At 67.4% G+C, this 23,226-nt stretch carries 16 protein-coding genes; 4 read left to right on the top strand and 12 right to left on the bottom strand.

From position 1 onward, the window contains the following. Positions 1 to 30: 30 nt before the first annotated feature. The 4 genes from hutI to ACILRJ_RS17580 form a co-directional block, all read right to left on the bottom strand. Positions 31 to 1,254: an imidazolonepropionase gene (gene hutI / locus ACILRJ_RS17595; RefSeq protein ID WP_395684517.1), complete on the bottom strand. Its 1,224-nt coding sequence runs from the start codon at positions 1,252 to 1,254 to the stop codon at positions 31 to 33. Between the two features lie 197 nt (positions 1,255 to 1,451). Then, positions 1,452 to 2,840: a delta-60 repeat domain-containing protein gene (locus ACILRJ_RS17590; RefSeq protein ID WP_395684516.1), complete on the bottom strand. Its 1,389-nt coding sequence runs from the start codon at positions 2,838 to 2,840 to the stop codon at positions 1,452 to 1,454. Between the two features lie 370 nt (positions 2,841 to 3,210). Then, a complete protein-coding gene (locus ACILRJ_RS17585) occupies positions 3,211 to 5,361 on the bottom strand; it encodes a proprotein convertase P-domain-containing protein (protein ID WP_395684515.1) in 2,151 nt (716 codons plus the stop codon). Further along, positions 5,361 to 5,828 carry a hypothetical protein gene (locus ACILRJ_RS17580; RefSeq protein WP_395684514.1) on the bottom strand — a complete coding sequence of 156 codons (468 nt, stop codon included), beginning with the start codon at positions 5,826 to 5,828 and terminating at the stop codon, positions 5,361 to 5,363. Before ACILRJ_RS17580 ends, ACILRJ_RS17585 begins: the two co-directional genes overlap by 1 nt. A gap of 178 nt (positions 5,829 to 6,006) precedes the next feature. Here ACILRJ_RS17580 and ACILRJ_RS17575 point away from each other — a divergent pair, with 178 nt between their 5' ends. Further along, the gene (locus ACILRJ_RS17575) at positions 6,007 to 7,413 is read left to right on the top strand and encodes a formimidoylglutamate deiminase (RefSeq protein ID WP_395684513.1); all 1,407 of its coding nucleotides are present in this window, start codon (positions 6,007 to 6,009) and stop codon (positions 7,411 to 7,413) included. Between the two features lie 52 nt (positions 7,414 to 7,465). On the opposite strand, the gene ACILRJ_RS17570 is transcribed toward ACILRJ_RS17575, so the two are convergent. Continuing rightward, on the bottom strand, positions 7,466 to 8,716 hold the full coding sequence (locus tag ACILRJ_RS17570) for an ectonucleotide pyrophosphatase/phosphodiesterase (protein ID WP_395684512.1): 1,251 nt from the start codon (positions 8,714 to 8,716) through the stop codon (positions 7,466 to 7,468). 105 nt (positions 8,717 to 8,821) lie between these two features. Continuing rightward, a complete protein-coding gene (locus ACILRJ_RS17565; RefSeq protein ID WP_395684511.1) occupies positions 8,822 to 9,409 on the bottom strand; it encodes a hypothetical protein in 588 nt (195 codons plus the stop codon). 188 nt (positions 9,410 to 9,597) lie between these two features. Between ACILRJ_RS17565 and ACILRJ_RS17560 the strand changes: the two genes are divergently transcribed. After that, the gene (locus tag ACILRJ_RS17560; protein WP_395684510.1) at positions 9,598 to 10,653 is read left to right on the top strand and encodes an NADH:flavin oxidoreductase/NADH oxidase; all 1,056 of its coding nucleotides are present in this window, start codon (positions 9,598 to 9,600) and stop codon (positions 10,651 to 10,653) included. Positions 10,654 to 10,666: 13 nt separating this feature from the next. Here ACILRJ_RS17560 and ACILRJ_RS17555 read toward each other — a convergent pair whose 3' ends face one another. From ACILRJ_RS17555 to mfd, 5 genes are all read right to left on the bottom strand, one after another. Continuing rightward, positions 10,667 to 11,914 (bottom strand): MFS transporter, encoded by a 1,248-nt coding sequence (locus ACILRJ_RS17555; protein ID WP_395684509.1) that lies wholly within the window; start codon positions 11,912 to 11,914, stop codon positions 10,667 to 10,669. 180 nt (positions 11,915 to 12,094) lie between these two features. Next, a complete protein-coding gene (locus ACILRJ_RS17550; protein ID WP_395684508.1) occupies positions 12,095 to 12,625 on the bottom strand; it encodes a GNAT family N-acetyltransferase in 531 nt (176 codons plus the stop codon). Between the two features lie 108 nt (positions 12,626 to 12,733). Next, positions 12,734 to 13,693 carry an Hsp33 family molecular chaperone HslO gene (locus tag ACILRJ_RS17545; RefSeq protein WP_395684507.1) on the bottom strand — a complete coding sequence of 320 codons (960 nt, stop codon included), beginning with the start codon at positions 13,691 to 13,693 and terminating at the stop codon, positions 12,734 to 12,736. A 182-nt stretch (positions 13,694 to 13,875) separates the two neighbouring features. Continuing rightward, positions 13,876 to 14,220 (bottom strand): hypothetical protein, encoded by a 345-nt coding sequence (locus ACILRJ_RS17540; RefSeq protein WP_395684506.1) that lies wholly within the window; start codon positions 14,218 to 14,220, stop codon positions 13,876 to 13,878. A 175-nt stretch (positions 14,221 to 14,395) separates the two neighbouring features. Further along, complete coding sequence (gene mfd / locus ACILRJ_RS17535) at positions 14,396 to 17,947, bottom strand: transcription-repair coupling factor (RefSeq protein ID WP_395684505.1); 3,552 nt, start codon at positions 17,945 to 17,947, stop codon at positions 14,396 to 14,398. Positions 17,948 to 18,173: 226 nt separating this feature from the next. Here mfd and ACILRJ_RS17530 point away from each other — a divergent pair, with 226 nt between their 5' ends. Further along, complete coding sequence (locus tag ACILRJ_RS17530; protein WP_395684504.1) at positions 18,174 to 19,265, top strand: efflux RND transporter periplasmic adaptor subunit; 1,092 nt, start codon at positions 18,174 to 18,176, stop codon at positions 19,263 to 19,265. A gap of 24 nt (positions 19,266 to 19,289) precedes the next feature. Next, positions 19,290 to 22,427 (top strand): efflux RND transporter permease subunit, encoded by a 3,138-nt coding sequence (locus tag ACILRJ_RS17525; protein WP_395684503.1) that lies wholly within the window; start codon positions 19,290 to 19,292, stop codon positions 22,425 to 22,427. Between the two features lie 93 nt (positions 22,428 to 22,520). Here ACILRJ_RS17525 and ACILRJ_RS17520 read toward each other — a convergent pair whose 3' ends face one another. After that, complete coding sequence (locus tag ACILRJ_RS17520) at positions 22,521 to 23,120, bottom strand: GNAT family N-acetyltransferase (protein ID WP_395684502.1); 600 nt, start codon at positions 23,118 to 23,120, stop codon at positions 22,521 to 22,523. Positions 23,121 to 23,226 lie beyond the last annotated feature (106 nt).

Raw genomic sequence — 23,226 nt, 5'->3', positions numbered from 1 at the left:
CTTCCGCCGCTCCCACAAAATCCAGATCCGCTACATCGACCGGCCGCCGACGAATATCCGACGTGCGAGCGTGCCGCCGATCCAGTAGCAAAGGTCCGCCGGCCGTTCGGCATCCCACACGACGAAGTCCGCGCGGCGACCGACGGCGAGCGTGCCGCGATCATCCAGTCCGAGCGCGCGCGCGGCATTCACGGTCGAACCGCGCAGCGCTTCCTCCGGCGTGAGCCGGAACAACGTGCAAGCCATGCCCATCGCGAGGCGCAGTGACAGCAATGGCGACGTGCCCGGATTGAGGTCGGTCGCGACCGCGAGCGGAACGCCGGCGGCGCGCAGCGCATCGATTGGCGGCAGCTTGGTCTCGCGCAGCGCGTAGTAGGCGCCCGGCAGCAGCACGGCGACGGTTCCTGCCCTGGCCATTGCCTGCACGCCGTCGTCGCCGGTCCATTCGAGGTGATCGGCCGACAAGGCGTCGAATGCCGCCGCCAGCGCGGCACCATGCAGGTCGGACAACTGGTCCGCGTGCAGCTTCACGCGCAGGCCGTGCGCGCGCGCCGCTTCGAACACGCGGCGGGTCTGCGCCGGCGTGAACGCGATCCTCTCGCAGAACGCGTCGACCGCGTCGGCGAGGCCGGATTGCGCCGCAATCGGCACGACGTGCTCGCACACGTAGTCGATGTACTCGTCCGCGCGTCCGGCGTACTCCGGCGGCAGCGCATGCGCCGAGAGCAGTGTGGTGCGGATGCCGATGCCGAGGGTTTCGCCGATGCGTCGCGCGACGCGCAGCATGCGCAGCTCGCTGTCGCGGTCGAGGCCGTAGCCGGACTTGATCTCGATCGTCGTTACACCGTCGGCAAGCAGCGCGCGCGCACGCGGCAGCGATTGCGCGAGCAGGGTTCCTTCATCGGCTTCGCGCGTCGCGCGCACGCTCGACGCGATGCCACCACCGGCGCGCGCGATCTCCTCGTAGCTCGCACCGTTGAGTCGCTGCTCGAACTCGTTGGCGCGATCGCCGCCGAACACGAGATGGGTGTGGCAGTCGATCAATCCCGGCGTGACCAGCGCGCCGTCGGCGCGCGCGACGTGCTCGGCGAGACGTTCCGGTGCGTCCGGCAGGGCCGCGTGCGCCCCTGCATAGGTGATCGCGCCGTCGCGCCAGCCGAGCGCGGCGTGCTCGATCAGGCCGTATGGCGTGTCCGACCGCGTCATCGTCGCGAGACGACAGTCGAGCAGCAGGCCATCCCATTCGGGGTTCATGCGTCGCGGTCCATCGGGGAGAGTGGTCGCGCGATTATCCCGCACTCGGACGTGGGAAGGCGCATGGGATGCGCTCCAGCGGGAGAAGACCACACAAAAAAAGCGGGGCGAGGGAGAGCGGAGCGCGATGCTCCGCCTGCCCCCGCCCCGGCCCTCTCCCGCGTGCGGGAGAGGGGAACATCATGCGCAATTCGTGCTCAGTGGTTGAAGCCGTCCGCGAAGATCTGGTCGAGCGACAGGCGTGCGGCACCGAAATCGTAGTTGGCACCGGTCTTCTGCCAGCTGCCGGCGACGTAGATGCCGTCGTGGAAGACATGCACATCGGCGACGATGTCGGTCTGGTGGACCACGCCGAAGTCGATCGGGGTCAGCAGGGAATCGCTGCTGCCATCCGGACGGTAGCGACCGACCAGCCAGTCGGCGTCGCCGCCGGTGGAGGTGTAGGTCGCGGCGATGACGTAGCCGACGTTCGGCTGCGTGGCGACGCTCTCGAACGTCATCGAATCGCCCGCGGTCACCACGGTGTAGCCGCTGGTGCCGTCGCCGCCGCTGAAGCTGGAGTCGTAGGCGCACGCGGCACCCCTGCGCTTGGCGATCAGGCCACTGTGCACGGTGCCGGACATCTGTGCATAGCCGACCGCGACGAAGTCGTCCTCGAGGCCGCCGCCGTTCGGCACCATGGTCAGGCCGAGCAGTTCGGTGTCGCGCGAATTGCTGCCGTCGACTTCGAAGGTGCATTCGTTGCTCTGCGAAAGCTGCTCGACCGTGCCATCGGTGTCGAGACGAACGATCACCGCGGAGCTGTCGTTGCCGCCGACGACATCGGTCTTGCCGACGCCGACGATCTTGCCGTTCGAGGCGATCGCGACCGCATTGATCTGGTGGCGCAGGAAGTTCGACGAACGCGCCAGCTGGATGCCCGAGTTGCTCAGGCCGAACGTGTGATCGAGCGCGCCATCGGTGTTGAACCGCGCGAATGCGGCGTAGGTGTCCGTCACGGTGTTTACCGCGGTGGTGCCGGCCATCACGATCTTGCCGTCCGCCTGCACCGCCATCGCGCGCGGGATGTCGCGGCTCAGCGACGGGCCCGGATCGAACGAGGCGCTCACGCACGAGGTCAGCGTCGAGTTGAACAGCAGCGGAACGCCGCCGGTCGAGAATGCGCACAGCACGAAGTCCCAGTTGTCGGCGGTCTTCTTCTTGTAGCCGCCGACCAGCAGGCTGTTGCCCCTCATCACGATGCCGGCGGTATTGAACAGCTCGCCCTGCGAGCCCTGCGTCATCGCGCGACCATCGGTACCGAAATTCGTGTCGATGAGGCCGTTCGGCAGCAGGCGGGTGACGCCCATGCGCGACACGCCGCCGGCATCGAACACGGTACCCGAGATGTACATCGCGCCGTCCGACCCGATCACGCTGGCGGACGCGATGTCGGCCTTGGTACTGCCGAAGTCGAATGCGATCGGCGACTTGCCGGTGCCGGCGAAGCCCCAGCTCGCATCGAGTGCGCCCTCGGCAGCGGCTGCGCCGGCCTGCAGCAATGCGCAGGCGAGCAGGGTGCGGCGGATGAACAGGTTGGCGGTCATGGGTGTGCTCCCTCGTGCGCATCGGAATGAGCGCTTGGCCTTGCATACGGCGGACGGGTGGGAGAGGGATCATGGTGCCGGCGGGAAGATCCCTCGACTCGCGGCCGCGCGGGATTTCGCCGCCCGGTCACTAGCCCGGCAGTCATGGGATCAGCAGGGAGGTGCAATGCGACAACCCGCTGCGGTCTTCGATCAGCGGATTCCGGTGGCGCATTCCGTCGTGTCCACCCGCGGACGTTGCTGATCGACCCGGTGCAATGCATGTCGCAAGGCACCGGGATGCCCGCGGTGCGCTTGAGCGACAGGAATGCCTTCGAAAAAAAAAGGGCCGCGTCTCGCGGCCCCTTTTTCGTTGCATGCCTGGTGTTGCTTACCGGACGACGGCCTCGAAGCCGTCCTGGAAGATGACGTCGCTCACGGCAACTTCCGGGATCAGGCACCACTCGGTCAGCGTGCCGGTATCGCCGCCCGCATTGTCGGACACATTGAGTGTCCAGGTGCCGGCCAGCGACAGGCCGTTGAACGGCGCGAGGCCGGGGGCATTCGGCGACAGCGTGCCGCCCAGTGCCGGCGGCGTTGCGCTGCAGGCCGATTCGACCGGGCTGCCCGCGGCATCATCGAGGATCACGTCGATGTCGTCGGCGTTGCAGCCGAAACCCGAGCCGGTGTAGCCCGGACGATCGATCACGGCGGAAGTCGCCGTGTCTTTCGACAGCGTGAACTTCAGGTCGCCGACCCAGGTGTGCGTGGCCTTGATCGACACCGTCAGGCCGGACAGCACCGATGCGTCGGTCAGCGTGATCGTGTCGTTCGCCCCGGTCGGGTTGTTGTCCGGGATCGCCAACGCCGGGGTGCTGCAGATCACGTTTGCGGTCGTGAAGCTGAAGGTCGCCGATACGGTGCCGTCACCGCAGCCATTGGTCGGCTTGACGCGCCAGTAATACGTCGTCGCCGGATTCAGGCCGCTGGCCGCATAGCTCGTGGTGGTGATGCCGGAGTGCGTCGAGACGATGCTCGTGAACCCCGCGTCGGTCGCGATGTCCACCGTATACGACGCCGCCCCCGCCAGCGCGGTCCAGCTGAGCGTCGGGCTTGTTGCCACGCCGGTCGCACCATTGGCCGGTGCCGTCAGGGTCGTGGTGCCGGACAGCGCGGAGGCGATCGTCAACGGCAGCGACTTCTCGACCGAATCGGCGCCGCTGGTGCCGGTCACGGTGATCGTGTAGCTGCCCTGTGCGACGCCCGACAGTCCGCCGAGTGTCAGCACGGAAGCGGCGGTCGGCGGCGTCAGGCTCGTCGGCGCGAACACGGCCGTGCTCGGCGCCGGGTTGCCGGTTGCCGTCAATGCGACCGTACCGCTGAACCCGACATCGTAGGTCGCGGCGAGGTTGACCGTGGTGCTGTTGGTCGTGGTGCACACGGAGACCGACGCCGGATCGAGCGTGAAGTTGAACGGCGACATGCCGATGCCTTCGATCGACGTCGCACCGGTGTTGAGCGGGTCGAGGTGGTCCTTCATGCGCGTGCCGAGCGAACCTTCGCCTTCCCATGCGACCGAGAGCTGGCCGTAGAAGTCCGAAAGGTTCGCGCCGGTCGCGCCGCAGGCGGACGGGCCGCCGCTGAGCACGCCGACGAAATGCTGGCTGGCGTTGTAGAGCGGCGAGCCCGACGAACCCGGCTCGGTCACGCCCGGTGGCAGCGAAGGCGGTGGCGAGACGATGTTCGGCAGGACCGGCGGGGTCGGATCCCAGAATGCGTGCCAGTGGGTGTTGGTGCCGCCGCTGATGCCGCCGAGCTGGAAGTTCTGTTCGACGAAGGTGATGCGCTTCTCGTCGACGTTTGGGTGATGGATGCTCGCGCATTCGCCGACGGTGGACGACGCATTCGGGCCCGGTACGCAGGTCGCCGGCGTGCTGCCGTGGTCCCAGCCGGCCCAGAAAAGGTTCCATGCCGGATCGGGCGTGCCGTTGAGGCGCACGACGGTGTTGTCCGAGCAGACCGCGCCGTTGGTGCAGTCGCCGCCATCGAACGGGTTGCGCGTGCGTGCGAGGAAGGTCGAGCCGCTGCTCGTCGTCGTCGGGCGCGGCACCGGCGTGCCGCTCGCGCCGCTGCCCGGCGTTCTGCAGGTCGGTGCTTCGTAGTTCCAGTACACGACGATGCCGGCAGGGTTGTTCACGACTTCGCAATGGCTCGCGGTCATGAACAGCATGCTGCGGTCGTTGGCCGTGTTGTTGACCAGCGAGCCGGTGCAGGTGTCGGTGCCGGAGATCGTGTACGCACCGACCGAGCGGCGCGGCTTGTTCCACGGATCGTTGCTGTCGAGGCAGGCGACGTCCATGTTGCAGGAACCGGAACGGATCGCGTCGGGCGAGCAGGCCGACTTGCCTTCGCCGGTGACGTTCAGGCGCGGCTGGTCGTAGCCCTTGGCCTGGGTGCCGAAGCCGCGGTAGCCCTGGTTGATCTTGCCGAGTGTCACGTCGACCTGCGCGCGTTCGCTGCTGGCGACGTCGATCTCGATCATCACGTCGGTGCGATGATCGGCGTCCACAACTGGCCGAGCGCGTTGTGCGAGACCGCATCGTACGGACCGGCGAGCTGGGCATGATCCTTGTTGTCGTAGATGTACAGGCGCGCGCTGGCCGGTACGTGGAACCGGGTGAAGCCGAAGTTCAGCGAGGTCGCGGCATCGGCCTGCACGCGGTAACGCCAGATGCTGCGCTCGCCGTGCTGTTCCCAGCTGCCGCCGGATTGCACGTTGACGGCGCTGTCGTGGGCGATCGCGAAGCGCATCGGACGGCCGCTTGCCTCGCGCAGTGCATCCTCTTCGCCGATGGTCTTGAGGTCGAGTGCGCTGAAGCGTGCGGTCGCGACCTGGTCGATCGATTTGACGTTGCCGGCGAAACTTGCTGGCGCATTGGCGTTCGGTGCCGCCGCTGCGATGCCGCAAGCCATCGTGAGGGCGGCGGCTAGGTAGCTGTACTTGAGCATCGTGAATCCCCGTTCAAGACCAATTTGACACCCCTGTCCGCCCAGCCTAGCACCGAACAAAGTGCACCGGTTCCGTCTGTGGACCGAGCGAGTCGCCACGCGAGTGATCGCGGGCGTCGGGTGGAAATGCCGGCGGGGCGCGGCTAGTCTCGCCGCTTCGCCGTCCATCGGGCCGTTCATGTCGCCGACCTTCCATCACGCCACCCGCGCCTGGTTGCCGCAAGGCTTTGCCGCCGACGTGCGTTTCGGCTTCGACCCGACCGATGCGACGCTGCGCACGATGGAAACCGGTGGCGCGCGCGACGGGGCGGCGGCGCTCGGGCGCATCGTCGTGCCCGGCATGCCGAACCTGCACTCGCACGCGTTCCAGCGCGCGATGGCGGGCCTCGCGGAACGCAGGGAAAACCCCGACGACACCTTCTGGAGTTGGCGCGAGGTGATGTACGCGTTCGCCGGGAGGGTCGGGCCGGAGGACCTGCGTGCGATCGCGGCGCAGCTGTACGTGGAGATGCTCGAAGCCGGCTACACGCAGGTGTGCGAGTTCCATTACCTGCATCATCAGCCCGACGGCACGCCGTATGCGGACCCCGCCGCGATGTCGCTTGCGCTGATCGAGGCGGCGCGCGAAACCGGCATCGGCCTGACCTTGCTGCCGACGCTGTACATGACGGGCGGCTTCGATGGGCGTGCATTGTCGGCGCGCCAGCAGCGGTTCCGCCACGACGTCGACGGTTTCCTGCGCCTGGTGGAGCGACTGCGTGCGCGCGAGACGCAGCGGCTCGCCGTCGGCATCGCGCTGCATTCGTTGCGCGCGGTGCAGCCCGATGCGATGCGCGCGGTGCTCGACGGCATCGCCACGCTGCCGCCGTCGGCGGCGCAGCGGCCCGCATCGACGATGCCGGTGCACATCCACATCGCCGAGCAGATCGGCGAGGTGCAGGACTGCCTCGCGATCCGCAACGCGCGCCCGGTGGAGTGGCTGCTCGACAACGCGCCGGTGGACCGCCGCTGGTGCCTCGTTCACGCGACCCATCTCGAAGCGGACGAGATGCGCCGGCTCGCGGCGAGTGGCGCAGTGGCCGGCTTGTGCCCGACCACCGAGGCGAACCTCGGCGATGGCCTGTTCCCGTTGAAGGCCTACCTCGACGAAGGCGGCGTGCTCGGCATCGGTTCCGACAGCCACATCTCGGTCTCGCCGGTCGAGGAATTGCGCTGGCTCGAATACGGCCAGCGCCTCGTCACGCGGCATCGCAACGTGAGCGCGAGCGCGACCACGCCGAGCACGGGCGAAACCCTGTACGCGCGCGCGCTCGCCGGCGGTGCGCAGGCGGCCGGCGGCGGCATCGGCGCATTCGAGCCGGGCATGCGTGCGGATTTCGTCGTGCTCGACGACGGCGCGCCGTTGCTCGCCGGCCGCGATCCAGTACGGGTGATCGACACCTGGTTGTTCGCCGGCAACGTGAATCTGGTGCGCGACGTCTTCGTCGGCGGTGAGCGCGTTGTCGAAGGCGGCCGGCATCTCGAGCGCGAACGCATCGCGCGGCGCTATCGCGACGTCGTCGACCACCTTGCCCGGAGCCTGTAGGAGCGCTGCAGGCGCGACCGGTGCGCTCGGCATGCCCAGGCGCCTGTCGCGGCTACTCCGCTCCTGACTCCGCGCGCAGCATCGGCGCCACCACGGAGAAATCGCCGTCGTTCGGTTGAGGCACGATGCCGAGCAAGTGGGCTAGCAGCGGGTACACGTCGACGTTGTCGAACTCGGGTACGACCAGCCCGCGGCGGAAAGCGGGGCCGTGCGCGATGAACAGCGCCCGCATCGCGGGATCTTCGTTGTCGTAGCCGTGCTCGCCGGCGGAATAGCTGCCGCCGCGCCGTGCGTACGCGTGCGACGTCACGATGCCGCCTTCGTCGGCGAGGCAGAGCAGGGACGGGATGCGGGGATGGCTGCCGTAGTGCAGGCGCGCAGGCACCTCGCCCTTGCGCCAGCAGGCCATGTGCGGATGTGGTTTGAGCAGTGCCTGTTCGACCGACGCCTTGCGATCGGCACGCGGCTCGATGCCGGCGAGGATGCCGTAGCTGACGACGTCGATGTCCGTCAGCGGCACGATGTCGTCGAGCCAGGTGCGCAGGTCCGCGCAGGTCGCCGCTTCGCCATGGTCGGACACGATCACGAGGTCGACGCGTTCGAACAGGTTTCGCCGCTTGAGGCCATCGACGAGGCGTGCGAGCGCCGCGTCGATCTCGACCAGCGCCGCATCCACTTCCGGCGAGTCCGGGCCGTTCGCATGCCCGAAATGATCGACCTGCTCGAAGTAGAGGGTCAGGAAGCGCGGTCGCTCGGTGACCGGCAGGTCGAGCCACTGCAGTGTCTGGTCGACGCGGCGCGAAGGCGAAAGATCGCCGTCGAACGGTTTCCAGAAAGTCGGATACACGCCGCGGATCGCCACGGTCGAACCTGGCCAGAACATCGTCGCGCTGCGCATGCCCTGCTTCTCGACGCTGACCCACAGCGGCTCGCCGCCCCACCAGGCGGGATCCTCGATCGTCGACTGTTCCTTGTAGACGAAGGACTTGCCGATCGAGGTATCGGCCATGCGGTTGTTGACGATGCCGTGATGATCGGGATAGAGGCCAGTGACGAGGGTGTAGTGGTTTGGAAAGGTCAGGGTCGGGAACGCGGGCTTGAGCGCTTGCGCGCGCACGCCGTCGGTGGCGATTGCGGCGAGCGTCGGTGTGCGCCCGCGGTCGAGGTAGTCGGCGCGGAAACCGTCGATCGAGACGAGGATGAGCGCGTGCGGTGCGTGCGGATCGCCGGCCCGCCGCGGTGCGTGCGCGCAACCTGCGACGCATGCAACGCACAGCAGGGCCAGCAGGACGGATCGACGCATCATCGGCAACCGGGCAGGCGAAACGCCTATCCTCGCCGAAAACGCCCCGGCGCTCCAAGCGTCACGTGATGGAAATGTGGATCGCGGCGAATTCGACGCCCGCGATCAACCGTGCAGTCGCGCCGGCCCGAGGCTGCCGTCGACCTGGGCGAGCGCCGGCGACGCCACGCAGCGACCGTCGCGACGAAGCTCGAAGTTGCGATAGCGCTCGAGCATGCCGCCGTACACGTGCAGTGTCACCGCTGCGCGGCGCGCGGACAGGTTGGTGCAGCGATGCGCGTGGCCTTCGGTGCCGAGGAACGCGCACGACTGTCCTTCCTCGAGCACGCTGGTGCCGACATGGTGCAATCCTGCATCCTCTACGAGTGCGTAGTCCTCGACGCTCAGCGCACCCTGCAACACCATCTCGATGCCCCACAGTCCGGAATGATCGTGGATCGGGGTCGAGTAGCCGGCCGGCCAGACCATGATCAGGCCGGTGTAGCGGCCATCGCGTTCGCGCTCGTACAGCCAACGCGTGAACTGCTGCGGATGCTCGTCGCAGATCGCGCGCAGCAGGCGCCGATCCTTGGCCGAATACCACGCCGCGTCGCGCAAGCCCTCATGCACGCGCTCGAGCGAGAACTCGCCGTCGAGACAGGTCGCCATGTAGGCGCGGATGCTGCGGGTGACGTCCAGATCGATCGGCAACATAGGTGGCGCTTCCCGTGGTCCAGCCCTGTGCGCGAACTGCATCACAGTTTCCGTTAATTCCGTGCTAAGAAGAGCCGATGGAGTCGGCCCGTTCACAGAGTCGACTTCAAGACAACGTCGCATCCCGTTGAACGTAATGCACACTTGGCGATCGAACATTTCGACCGCGTTGACCCGGAGCGTATCCGATGCATCTGTTCGACCCGTTGGCCATCGGCAATGTCGTCCTGCGCAATCGCATCGCGATATCACCGATGTGCGAGTACTCGTCGGTCGACGGCCTGCCGAACGACTGGCATCTCGTGCATCTGGGCAGTCGCGCCGTCGGTGGCGCCGGCCTGGTATTCACCGAAGCGACCGCGATTTCGCCCGAAGGGCGCATCTCGCCGGCCGACACCGGCATCTGGAACGATGTGCAGCGCGATGCGTGGTCGCGCATCGCCGCATTCGTCGCGGCGCAGGGAGCCGTGCCCGGCATCCAGCTCGCGCATGCGGGACGCAAGGCGAGCACCGATGCGCCGTGGCGCGGTGGCAAACCGCTGCACGCCGAGCACGGGTGGACGCCGCTGGCGCCGAGTGCGCTCGCGTTCGACACCGGACATCCGATCCCGCACATGCTCGATGCGCGCGGCATCGACGCGGTGGTCGCGGATTTCCGGGCGGCGGCTCGGCGTGCCGCCGCCGCCGGTTTCGAGCTCATCGAGATCCACGCCGCGCACGGCTATCTGCTGCACGAGTTCCTGTCGCCGCTTTGCAACCTGCGTGACGACGACTGGGGCGGTTCGCTTGCCAACCGTGCACGCCTGCTGCGGCGCGTGGTCGGTGCCGTGCGCGATGCATGGCCGCGCCCGCGCCCATTGTTCGTGCGCGTGTCGGCGACCGACTGGGCGCTCGGCGGGTGGGACATCGACGAATGCGTCGAACTCGCGCGCTGGCTGAAGCAGGACGGTGTCGACCTGATCGACTGCTCCTCCGGCGGCGCGGTCCCGCATGCGAAAGTGCCGGTCGCGCCGGGCTACCAGGTGCCGTTCGCGGAGCGCATCCGGCGCGAAGCCGGTATTGCCACGGGTGCAGTCGGCCTCATCACCGATGCGCGCCAGGCAGACGCGATCATCGCACGTGGCGATGCCGACCTTGTGCTGCTCGCACGCGAAACCCTGCGCGATCCGTACTTCGCGCGGCGCGCTGCAGCGGAGCTCGGCGTGAAGATCGAACCGCCGCCGCAGTACGCACGCGCCTGGTAGCCGGGCGCCCCCGCTAGGCGTGGGCGCGCTTCCCGACCGGCGGGAGGAACCATGCGAGCAGGCCGATCGCAGGCAACCACGCGCACAGCGCGTATACCGCCTCGATGCCGATGTGATCGGCGAGTTCGCCGAGCACGGCGGCACCGAGGCCGCCCATGCCGAACGCGAAGCCGAAGAACAGGCCGGCGATGACGCCGGTGCGCCCGGGTACCAGTTCCTGTGCGTACACGATGATCGCGGAGAACGCGGAGGACAGGATCAGGCCGATCACGATGGTCAGCACCGTCGTCCACAACAGGTTCGCGTGCGGCAGCAGCAGGGTGAACGGCAGCACGCCGAGGATCGAACCCCAGATCACGTAGCGGCGACCGATGCGATCGCCCAGCGGGCCACCGATCAGCGTACCGGCCGCGACCGCGCCGAGGAATGCGAACAGGTGCAGCTGCGCATTGCTGGCGTCGAGCTGGAATTTCTGCATCAGGTAAAAGGTGTAGTAGCTGCTGATGCTGGCCAGGTAGAAATACTTCGAGAAAATCAGAACGCCGAGCACGAGCAGGGTCACGACGACGGTGCGGCGTGGCAGGCCGCTGCCGCGCTGCGCCCTCGCAGCGACGCGGTGCGCGCCGATGTGCGCGCCATACCAGCTGCCGATGCGCGTCAGCAGCGCTATCGCGACCAGCGCTGCGGTTGCGAACCATGCGATGCTGCCTTGCCCGCGCGGCATCACGATGAAGGCGGCGAGCAGCGGGCCGCTGGCCGAACCGATGTTGCCGCCGACCTGGAACACCGATTGCGCGAAGCCGTGGCGGCCGCCGGACGCCATGCGCGCGACGCGCGAGGATTCGGGGTGGAACACCGACGAACCGGAACCGATCAACGCCGCCGCGCACAGCAGCAGCGGGAAGCTGTCCGCATGCGCGAGCAGGAGCAGCCCGCACAGCGTGAAGCCCATGCCGGTTGCGAGCGACCATGGCATCGGATGGCGATCGGTCCAGATTCCGACGACCGGCTGCAGCAGCGACGCGGTGAGCTGGAAGGTCAGGGTGATCAGTCCGATCTGGCCGAAGTCGAGCGAAAAGTTCTGCTTCAGCAGCGGATAGATCGCCGGCAGCAACGACTGCATCAGGTCGTTGAGCAGATGGCAGACGCTCAGCATCACGAGGATCGGCAACGCGGTCTGCGTGGTCGATGCGACGGTCGAAGGTGTCGTCGGCAGCGCCGAGGGTGCGTCGACAGCGCGGGAGGCGAGGGTGTCGGTCATTCGGGTCGGCAGTCAAAGGGGAGCGCGTCCGTCATTGTCGATCCGTTGATGCTGCGGTGCAACGCGCGACGGGGATGGTTGCGGTTGCGCAGGCGCCGGACGGCGCAATGCCTTGATCGAGGGCCGGGCGATGGCGGGCCCGCGGCCGCGTTTCGACCCGCCTGTGCCGACTCGCGTCCGTCAGGCGCCGAGCGGCGCGATCATCACGCGGTCGGTCTGGCGGTCGCCACCGACATCAAACAAATGGGCGCCGACATCGACGAAGCCGGCCTTTCGGTAGAACGCGATCGCGCGCGGGTTGCGTTCCCACACGCCGAGCCACAGATGGCGCGCGCCGAATTCGCGTGCAACGGCGCGAACCTGCTCCATCATGCGCTGGGCGATGCCGAGGCCATGCGCCGGTCGGTCGACGTAGAAGCGATGCAGCTCGATGGCATCCGCCTCCATGACGCATGCGGGCGCTGATCCCTGCCTTACCTGTGCGTAGGCGACGAGCGTGTCATCGAGGGTCGCGAGCAGGGTGGCGAAGTCGGGATCGCGCAGTTCGGCCGACTGCTGCGCGATTCCGTACGCCTCCGCGAGGTGTGCCTGCATGTGCGTGGGGTCGTTGTCGGCGCCGAATGTCTCGAAAAACGTGCGTGCGGCGAATTCAGCGAGCGCAGGCGCGTCGCCCGCGAGGCCGCGACGAAATTGCAGGTGGGTGGTTCGCATCAAAGTCCGTCCGGGTTGTCGGCGGGATGAAGTTTCGGCCTCGTGCCACCCGCATCACAGGTCCAATCAGCGTCGCTGCGATGGGACTTGCGCGCCGAAGTCCTTCGCTCAATGTCGCGTCGACGAAGGGTCGGCGGGCTCGCCCGCGAAAACATCCGCAATGTCCTTGTCGTCGAATACGTAGCGGCGATTGCAGAACTCGCAATGCACTTCGACCGAACCCTGTTCGGCGAGTGTCTCGTCGCTTTCGGCGCGCCCGAGCGAACGCAGCATCGTCTCGACCCGTTCGCGCGAACACGTGCAGGCGAACGCGATTGGTTGCGCCGGCTGCAGCCGCACCTCTTCCTCGTGGAACAGGCGCAGCAACAGCACTTCGGGCGGCAGCTCCAGCAGTTCGCGTTCGCTCATCGTCGCGAGCAGATGGCCGACGCGGTTCCATCCGTCTTCGTCGGCCGCTCCTGCGCATCCTGCGCCCGCGGCACTAGCGCCTCCATGCGCGTCGGTCAGGCCAGCACCGCCTTCGCGCGCGACCTTCTGCAGCAGCAGGCCGCCGCAGCGTCCGCCGGACTCGGCCAGCACGATGCGCGTCGGCAACTGTTCGGAGCGCTCGAAGTAGTGTTCGAACGCACTGGCGAGATCGTTACCTTCGAGAGGCACCATGCCCTGGTAGCGCGTGTCGGTGATGCTGTTTTCGATCGTGATCGCGAGGTGTGCGTCGGGCTCGAGGCGGACGCGCGTACCCGGCACCGCTTCGTCGCAGCGCGCGATGCCGCGCACGAAGCCGTCGTGGGTGCATTCGGCGAACAGCAGGCGCAGGCTGCCGCTGCCCTGCAACTGCACCGATAGCCGGCCATCGAACTTGATGCCGCTGGTGAACAGCGCGCTCGCCGCGACGGCCTGGCCGAGCAATTCAGCGAGCGCGCCTTCGTAGTCGCCGTTCGAGCGCAGGTCCTGCCAACTGCGTGCGAGGCGCACGAAGGCGCCCCGCACGCCTGCGCGTCCGAGCTGGAAGGTGTGGAGGACATCGAGGGCAAGCGGCTGCCCGGGGGCGTGGGAGGTCTGGTCCATGCGTGAATGATCCGCTAGTTCGGACCCTGCATGGAAGCGCATGCGGCCGGACGCCCGATCGGGCCTCCATTCGCATTGCTGCACATCGGCCAGATGCGCTCACCGCACGCGTCGGCGTTCCAGAATGATTCCAAAGAAGACGGCGGCCGCTGGGCCGCCGTCGTTGCAGTCCTCATGCCGCATCAATCGCGGTCGTGGTGCTTGTAGTGCTTGATGACCCATTCGTTGCGCTCGTACGGCTGTTCGGTGTCGAGTTCGATGTCGACGCCACCGTTGGTGATGTAGGAGCGGAACGTTTCCGGCAGCTCGGCGCCGGATGTCCAGGTGTCGCCGTCGCGCCAGTAGTACACCTTGGTCTCGGGAGCGAAATAGATGTCGTGATCGCCGTAATAGACGTAGCGATGGTTGCCCTTCTTGACCACGGTCGTGGTCGTGGTCTCCGTCGTTTCGGTCTGCTGGGCGACCGCCGGCAGCGCGGTCAGCGCGATCGAAGCAGTCGCAATGATCAAGCTGGTACGAAGGTTCATGTGTGCTCCTCGTTGGCAATCGGAAGAACTCCAGTGGCAAACCACCGTTGTCCGTCGATCGAGCCTACGCCGCGCGGCTGAACGCGGACGGCGATGCGGCATGAACGGGACAGGCCGCATTCACGCGCCTGAACCGACGCAAGGGTTGCGCGGCGGTGCGCGGCGCGCCCGCCTGCTAGGCCGCGACCCGCGCGCCGAGCGCGCGCAGGAGGTCGTTCGCCGCGCGAAGGCGTTCGTCCGCGCCTTCAAGCGGCATCTTGAACTTCAGCTTGTCCTGGCCGTCGAGCGCATACACACGCGGCTGCGACTGGATCAGCTTGATGATCGTCAGCGGCTCGACCGTCGGCTGCGGACGGAAGATCACGCGTCCGCCGTTCGCTCCGAGTTCGAGCTTGCGGATGCCGAGTGGCGTCGCCGCGAGCTTGAGCGCGGTCACCGCGAACAGGTTCCGGACCGGATCGGGCAGCAGGCCGAAGCGGTCGATCATCTCGACCTGCAACTCCCCGAGTTCATCGGCATTGCGCGCGCTGGCAATGCGCTTGTACAGGGTCAGGCGCGTGTTGACGTCGGGGAGGTAGTCGTCAGGGATCAGCGCCGGGATGTTCATCACGACCTCTGCTTCGTGCTCGCTGGTCAGCTCGAAGTCGGGCACCTTGCCCTGCTTGAGCGCGCGCACCGCGCGATCGAGCATCTCGCTGTAGAGCGAGAAGCCGACTTCCTCGATCTGCCCGCTCTGGTCCTCGCCGAGCAGTTCGCCGGCACCGCGGATCTCTAGGTCGTGGGTGGCCAGCGTGAAGCCGGCGCCGAGTTCGTCGAGCGAGGCGAGTGCTTCGAGGCGCTTCTCCGCGTCGGCGGTGATCGTGCGGCCTTCCGGCAGCATCAGGTAGGCATAGGCGCGATGGTGCGAACGCCCGACGCGCCCGCGCAGCTGATGCAGCTGGGCAAGGCCGAAGCGGTCGGCGCGGTTGATGACGATCGTGTTCGCGCTCGGCACGTCGATGCCGGATTCGATGATCGTGGTCGCGACGAGCACGTTGAAGCGCTGGCGATAGAAGTCGAGCATGATCAGCTCGAGTTCGCGGTCCGGCATCTGCCCGTGCGCGATGCGGATGCGCGCCTCCGGCATCAGTTCGGCGAGTTCGCGGGCGGTCTTCTCGATCGTCTCGACGTCGTTGTGCAGGAAATAGACCTGGCCGCCGCGCGCGTGCTCGCGCTGCATCGCCTCACGGATGGTGGCCGTGTCGTACGGCCCGATGAATGTCTGCACGGCGAGCCGATGCGCCGGTGGCGTGGCGATGATCGAGAGGTCGCGCAGCCCGGCCATCGCCATGTTCAAGGTGCGCGGGATCGGCGTCGCAGTCAGGGTCAGCACGTCGACCTCGGCGCGCAGTTTCTTCAGCGCTTCCTTCTGGCGCACGCCGAAGCGCTGTTCCTCGTCGATGATGACGAGGCCGAGGTCCTTGAAGCGCACGTCGGGCTGGACCAGCTTGTGGGTGCCGATGATGACGTCGATCTGGCCGTCGGCGAGCTTGGCCAACGCCGCGTCGATTTCCTTCTTCGACTTGAAGCGCGACAGCACCTCGACGCGGATCGGCCAGTCCGCATAGCGGTCGCGGAAATTCTGGTAGTGCTGCTGCGCGAGCAGCGTGGTCGGCGCGAGCACCGCGACCTGCTTGCCGGCGGTTGCCGCCACGAACGCGGCGCGCAGCGCGACTTCGGTCTTGCCGAAGCCGACGTCGCCGCAGACCACGCGATCCATCGGTCTCGCGGCGGCGAGGTCGGCGATCACCGCCTCGATCGCGCTTTCCTGGTCCGGTGTTTCCTCGAACGGGAACGCGGCGGCGAACTGCTCGGCCATCTCGTGGTCGACCGCGATCGCAGTGCCGCGGCGTGCTTCGCGCTGCGCGTAGATCGCGAGCAGTTCGGCAGCGACGTCGCGCACCTTCTGCGCCGCCTTCTTCTTTGCGCGTTCCCACGCATCGCCGCCGAGCGCGTGCAGCGGCGCGAGCTCGGGCGCGGTGCCGGAGTAGCGCGAGACGAGGTGCAATTGCGCCACCGGCACGTACAGCTTGTCGCCCTTGGCGTACTCGATCGCGAGGAATTCGGACGGTTCCTCGCCGTATTGGGCCCGACCACCGACATCGAGCTTGACGAGGCCCTGGTAGCGGCCGACGCCATGGTCGATATGCACGATCGGCGCGCCCGGCACGAGTTCGGAGAGATCGCGCAGCACCGCTTCCGGATCGCGCGCGGCGCGCTTGCGCCGGCGCACCTGCTGCGCGCGCTCGCCGTACAGCTCGCGCTCGGTCAGCACGGTCAGCGCGGGTTCGGTCAGCGCGAAACCCTGTTCGAGCGGCGCGACGGTTATCCCGAACCGATTCGTGTCGGAAGCGAACTGCTGCCAGTCGACGTAGGTCTGTGGGCGCAGGCGCGCCGCTGCGAGCTGTTCGATCAATCCCTCGCGCCGACCGGCGGAATCGGTCGCGATCAGCACACGCCCGGGATAGGTCGTGAGGAAGTGGCGGAGGGCGTCGCCGGATTCTTCGCCCTTGCGGTTGAGTGGAAGGTTCGGCGCGGGCTGCGTACCGATGTCGACCGCGTGATCCATCCGGCGATCAGCGGCCGCAGGCCGCTCGATACTTCCCTCTACCGCCTGCGGGAGAGGGTGGCGCGCAGCGCCGCGTGAGGGAGACGTGCCCTTCGCGACCACCTCGACGCGCAGGGCGACATTGAGGTGTTCGCGCAACTGCTGTGGCGGCAGGTACAGCTCGGTCGGTGGCAATACCGGCCGTTCGACGTCGTGCGCGCGCTGTTCGTAGCGTGCGCCGGTCTGCGTCCAGAACGCGTCGGCTGCGTCCAGCGCGCCCTCGGCGAGCACGAACAGCGCATCGCCGGAGAGATAGTCGAACAGCGTCTCGGTCTGCTTGAAGAACATCGGCAGGTAGTACTCGATGCCGGCGGGCGTCGCGCCTTCCTTGATGTCCTGGTACAGCGGGCAACGGCGCGGGTCGATCGGGAAGCGCTCGCGCAACGCGTTGCGGAAAGCCTTCGCCGATTCCTCGGTCAGCGGGAATTCGCGCGCCGGCAGCAGGCGCACCGAATCGACCTTGTGGTCCGAACGCTGCGTCTCGGGATCGAACGTGCGGATCGATTCGATCTCGTCGTCGAACAGCTCGATCCGGTACGGCGTCGGGCTGCCCATCGGGAAGATGTCGAGCAGGGCGCCGCGCACGGCGAAGTCGCCGGGTTCCTGCACCTGCGGCACGTTGCGGTAGCCGGCCGCTTCGAGGCGGCGCTGCTCGCTGGCGAAATCGAGCTTCTGCCGCAACTCCAGCACGAGGCCGGAGCCGCTGATGTAGCTGCGCGGAGCGAGACGCTGCATCAGTGTCGCGACCGGCACGACCAGCACGCCGCGCTTCAGCGACGGCAGTCGATACAGCGCGGCGACGCGCTGGGAAATGATGTCGGGATGGGGCGAGAACAGGTCGTAGGGCAGGGTTTCCCAGTCCGGGAACTGCAACACTTCGAGGTCGTCGCCGGCGAACACCGCAAGTTCGCTTTCGAGCGCGTGCGCCGCATGCGTGTCGCGCGCGACCGCGACCACCAGGCCCGCGTGCGTGCGCCCGGCCTCGGCCAGCGCCAGTGCGAGCGCCGCGCCGTGCGGGGTCGTCCAGTAGCGCCGCTGGCGGTTCGAGGTCGGCAGCGGCGGGGAGATCAATCGATTCATGCGGTTCCGGAAACGACGGCAGCGCCGAGGCGGCGAAAACCGGCCCAGCGCGAGGCCGCGCAGTGTAGCGATGCGCACCCCGGTTCGGTAGGCCGGAGGTCATGTGGCGTCTTTACCCGGTGTTTACCAGCCCCGGTCGGAACCCGCGCGCCGCGATCGGTCAAACTACGCACTGTGGCGGGCGCTGAAGGAGTGATGCGTGGTCGAGGAAAGCAGGCGCGGTTGGATGCCGTCGGTCGCGTTTCGCGCGGTCGCCCTGGTGACGCTCGCCTTGGTGTCCGCCTGCTCGCGCGAACAGGCGCCGCCGAAGCGTGCGCCGGTTCCGGTCACCGCCGTCACGGCCGCGACGCGCGACATGCCGGTACTGGTGAGCGCGCCGGGCAGCGTGGAGGCGATCAACAGCGTCGCGGTCAAGTCCCTCGTCGATGGCCAGTTGCTCGAAGTGCGGATCAGGGACGGCGCCGACGTCCACGCCGGCGAATTGCTGTTCCGCATCGATCCGCGTCCCGCACAGGCCGCGCTGCAACAGGCGCTGTCGGCGCAGGCGAAGGACCAGGCGGCGCTCGAACAGGCGCGCTCGCAGGTCAAGCGCTACCAGGATCTCGCCGCGAAGGGCTATCTCTCGGCCGACCAGATGGAGCAATACCGCACCAACCTGCAGGCGGCGATCGCGAGCGTGAAGGTCGACGAGGCGAACGTCGCCGCGGCGCGAGTCACGCTCTCCTACACCGACATCCATGCGCCGATCAGCGGTCGCATCGGGCGCATCCTGATCCAGGCGGGCAATGTGGTGAAGGCGAACGACACCAACCCGCTCGTCACGATCAACCAGATCGAACCGATCTACGTGTCGTTCTCGTTGCCTTCGGCTTTGCTCGGTCGCATGCAGGTGGCGCAGAAGGGAGGTGCGCTTGCGGCGCAGGCGCGCGTGATCGGCATCGACCAGCCGGTCGAGGGCAAGGTCGCTTTCATCGACAACGCAGTCGATGGCGCGACCGGTACGGTCAAGCTGCGCGCCGAGTTCGCCAACGACGGCCATGTGCTGTGGCCGGGCCAGCTCGTCAACGTGAACCTAACGCTCGGCCATGACGCAAACGCGGTGGTGGTGCCGCAGCAGACGATCCAGAACGGCCCGGACGGGTCCTATGTATTCGTCGTGCGCGCGGATCACACGGCGGAACAACGCGCGGTTGCGGTGGCGCGGGTGGTGGCCGGCGAGGCGGTCGTGGCACAGGGACTCGCCGCTGGCGAGACCGTCGTGCTCGATGGCCAGTCGCGCGTCGAGGACAAGACGCCGCTCGCCGTTGCTGCGCCATGAGGCCCTCGCGATGAGGTCGCCGCCATGAACGTGTCCGAAGTTTTCGTCCGCCGTCCGGTCATGACCACCCTGGTCATGATCGGCATCCTCGTGTTCGGCATCGTCGGCTATCGCCAGCTTCCGGTGGCCGCATTGCCGAACGTGGACTTCCCGACCATCCAGGTGTCGGCGAACCTGCCGGGCGCATCGCCCGAAACGATGGCGTCGGCGGTCGCGACGCCGCTCGAAAAGCAGTTCTCGACCATTCCCGCGCTCGATTCGATGACCTCCTCGAGTGCACTCGGCTCGACCAGCATCACGCTGCAGTTCGCGCTCGATCGCAGCATCGACGCCGCCGCGCAGGACGTGCAGGCGGCGATCTCGTCGGCGTTGCGCCAGCTGCCGACGCAGATGACGACGCCGCCGACGTTCAAGAAGGTGAATCCGGCCGACTCGCCGGTGTTCTACGTCGCGTTCACCTCGAAGACGCTGCGCCTGTCGACGCTCGACGAGTACGCCGAGAACACGCTCGCGCAGCGCATCTCGACCGTCAACGGCGTGGCCCAGGTCAATGTCTACGGTTCGCAGAAATACGCGGTGCGCATCGACCTCGATCCGGATGCGCTCGCGGCGCGCGGGCTGGGTATCGATACCGTGGCTGGCGCGATCGGCAAGGGCAACGTGAACCTGCCGACCGGCACGCTGTACGGGCCGAACCGCATCTACAACGTGATGGTCGGCGGACAGCTGTACGACGCCGCCGCATTCGGCGAGCTCATCGTCAGCTACCAGAACGGCGCGCCGGTGCGCCTGAAGGACGTCGCCCGAGTCTACGACGGCGTGCAGAACGACAAGGGCGGCGCGATCATCAACGGTGAGCAAGGCGTCGTGCTGGCGATCCAGAAGCAGCCGGGCACGAACACCATCCAGGTCGTCGAGGACATCCGCAAGATGCTGCCGTCGTTCCAGCGCTCGTTGCCGGCCGGGGCGCAGCTCGACGTCATCTACGATCGTTCGCAGAGCATCCGCGAATCGGTTTCCGACGTGAAGTTCAGCCTGCTGCTCGCATTGTGCCTGGTCGTGCTGGTGATCTTCGTGTTCCTGCGCAACCTGCCGGCGACGTTGATCCCGTCGCTCGCGTTGCCGATGTCGATCGTCGGCACCTTCGCAGTCATGTACGCACTCGGCTTCAGCATCGACAACCTGTCGCTGATGGCGCTCACGCTCGCGGTCGGCTTCGTCGTCGATGACGCGATCGTGATGCTGGAAAACGTTTCGCGCCATCTCGAGATGGGCAAGGACCGCCTGACCGCGACGCTCGACGGCGCGCGCGAAATCGGCTTCACGATCGTCTCGATGACCCTGTCGCTTGCCGCGGTATTCATCCCGGTCATGTTCATGGGCGGCATCATCGGTCGCCTGCTGAAGGAGTTCGCGGTCACGATCGTCGCCGCGGTGCTCGTTTCCGGCTTCGTCTCGCTGAGCCTGACCCCGATGTTGTGCAGCCGCATGCTCAAGCCGTTGCATGGCGGCACGCACGGGCGCCTGTATCAGTCGTTCGAGCGCGCGTTCGACGCGATGCAGGCGTTCTATGCGCGTACGGTTCGCGCCGGCGTGCGCCATCGGCGCTTCGTGCTGGGCGTGTTCTTCGCGCTGGTGGTCGCGACCGGCGTGCTGGCGGTGCATGTTCCCAAGGGTTTCCTGCCGAACGACGACACCGGGCAGTTGTTCGTGTTCACCCAGGCCGCGCAGGACATCGGCTTCGACGCGATGCTGGAAAAGCAGCGCAAGGCGGCAGAGATTCTGCGCAACGACCCCAATGTCGAGAACGTGATGGCGTTCGTCGGCGCCGGCGGCAGCAGCGCGACGCTGAATCTCGGGCGCATGATCGTGAACCTGAAACCGCCGCATGAGCGCAAGAGCGCCGACGAGGTGGTGCAGGAGATCCGCCCGAAACTCCAGCAGATCGCCGGCTTGCAGGCTTTCGCGCAGAACCTGCCGCTGATCCGCATCGGCGGCAAGCTCACCAACAGCACCTACCAGTTCGTGCTGCAGGATACCGACACGAAGCGCTTGTTCGAGTGGACGCCGAAACTGGTGGCGGCGCTCGCCAAGCTGCCCGGTTTCCTCGACGTCAACAGCGACATGCAGATCGCGAATCCGCAGCTCGATGTCAGCATCGACCGCGACGCCGCTGCCGCGTACGGCGTCACGCCGGACGCGATCGAGAGCGCGCTCTACTACGCGTTCGGTCCGGCGCAGGTGTCGACGATCTATACCGCGTCGGACCAGTTCTGGGTGCTGCTGCAGGTCGATCCGGCTCGCCAGGCCGACACCTCGGTGCTGTCCTCGATCTACGTCACGCCGAACTTGCCACCGAAGGCGCTGGCGGGCGACTCGACATCCAGTCCCTCATCGCGGCTGGTGCCGTTGTCGGCGGTGACGCAGACCGGTCATTCGGTCGGACCGGCGACCATCAACCATCTCGGCCAGGTCTCGGCGGTGACCGTGTCGTTCAACCTTGGCCCGGGCATGTCGCTCAGTGATGCGGTGTCCGGCGTCGACCGCGCGGTCGCCGATCTGCGCATGCCGGACACGATCACGGCGTCGTTCCAGGGTACCGCGCAGCAATTCCAGGATTCGCTGTCGGGCATGGGCATGCTGCTGCTGCTCGCCGTGTTCGTGATCTACCTCGTGCTCGGCATCCTGTACGAGAGCTTCATCCATCCGCTGACGATCCTGTCCGGGCTGCCGACCGCGGTGTTCGGCGCATTGCTGACCCTGATGGTGTTCGGCAAGGACCTTGACCTCTACGGTGCCGTCGGCCTGATCATGCTCATCGGCATCGTGAAGAAGAACGCGATCATGATGATCGACTTCGCGCTCGAGAAGCAGCGCGAGGGCGAGGATGCGGAACGCGCGATCCTCGATGCCTGCGTGGTCCGCTTCCGCCCGATCATGATGACGACGTTCGCGGCGCTGATGGGCACGCTGCCGATCGCGCTCGGTTTCGGGGCCGGCGCTGAAGCGCGCCGCCCGCTCGGACTCGCGGTGGTCGGCGGCCTCGTCACGTCGCAGTTGCTGACCCTGTACATCACGCCGGTGATCTTTCTGTACTTCGAGCGCCTGCGGCAGCGCATGCGGCGTGGCGACGAAAAACACGGCGAGGCAGTGGCAGGCTAGGAGCGCACCCCGTGCGCGACCGCCATTGCCAATGCGCATCGCGGGCCGGTCGCTCGCAGGAGATGGATCCTGCGGTCCCGGCGCGCGCGGGCGTCATGCCGTGGGCGATTGCCGGCGACTGCCGCGCGCGCGCCGCGCAAGGTCGAAACGCACACGCACGAGATCGGGTTCGTCGGCGATCATCTCGCGTCGCGCGCCGAGCTGGCTGGAGAAATCGAGCATCAACGAGTTGTCCGCCAGCACGGTACCCCACAGTTCGCGCAAACCACGCCGACGCGCCTCGGTGAACAGGCGACGCATGAGCGCGCCGCCGATGCCGATGCCGAGCATCTGCGGATCGACGATGAGGGCGAACTCGGCCGACTCGCCCGTGGGCGTCACGTGCAGCCGCGCCTCGCCATGCAATTCACCGTCGTCGTCGACCACGACATAGGCGGCTGCCGTCGCGGCATCGACATGCGCGAAGCGCTGGGCCGCCTCGTCGGTAAGTTCGTTCATGCGATGGAACGTGCGCTGGCGCACCTGATCCGGCGTCAGGCGCGCGAAGCCGCGCTTGAGCGCCTCGACGTCGTCGGGTCGCAGCGGCCGCAGGCGCAGGCGGCGGCCGTCGCGGGTCGTGAATGCGCGGCCGCGCGCACGTGCGGCCGGAGCCGGTGTCTGCGCGGGAGCGTGAGGGGGCGAAGGTTCGTTCATCCTGCACAGCATGCCACGGGCGCGTTGCGCATGGCGCCGGCTCGCGCATCCATGCATCGGCGCCGCGCTCGGTATCATAGCCACCCGGCTCCGGTTACGATTGCGA

The sequence above is a fragment of the Dokdonella sp. genome (genome assembly GCF_044227025.1).
Taxonomy (GTDB): Bacteria; Pseudomonadota; Gammaproteobacteria; order Xanthomonadales; family Rhodanobacteraceae; genus Dokdonella_A.
The sequence above is the reverse complement of the archived record's forward strand: the minus strand, read 5'-3'. Positions and strand labels throughout refer to the sequence as shown.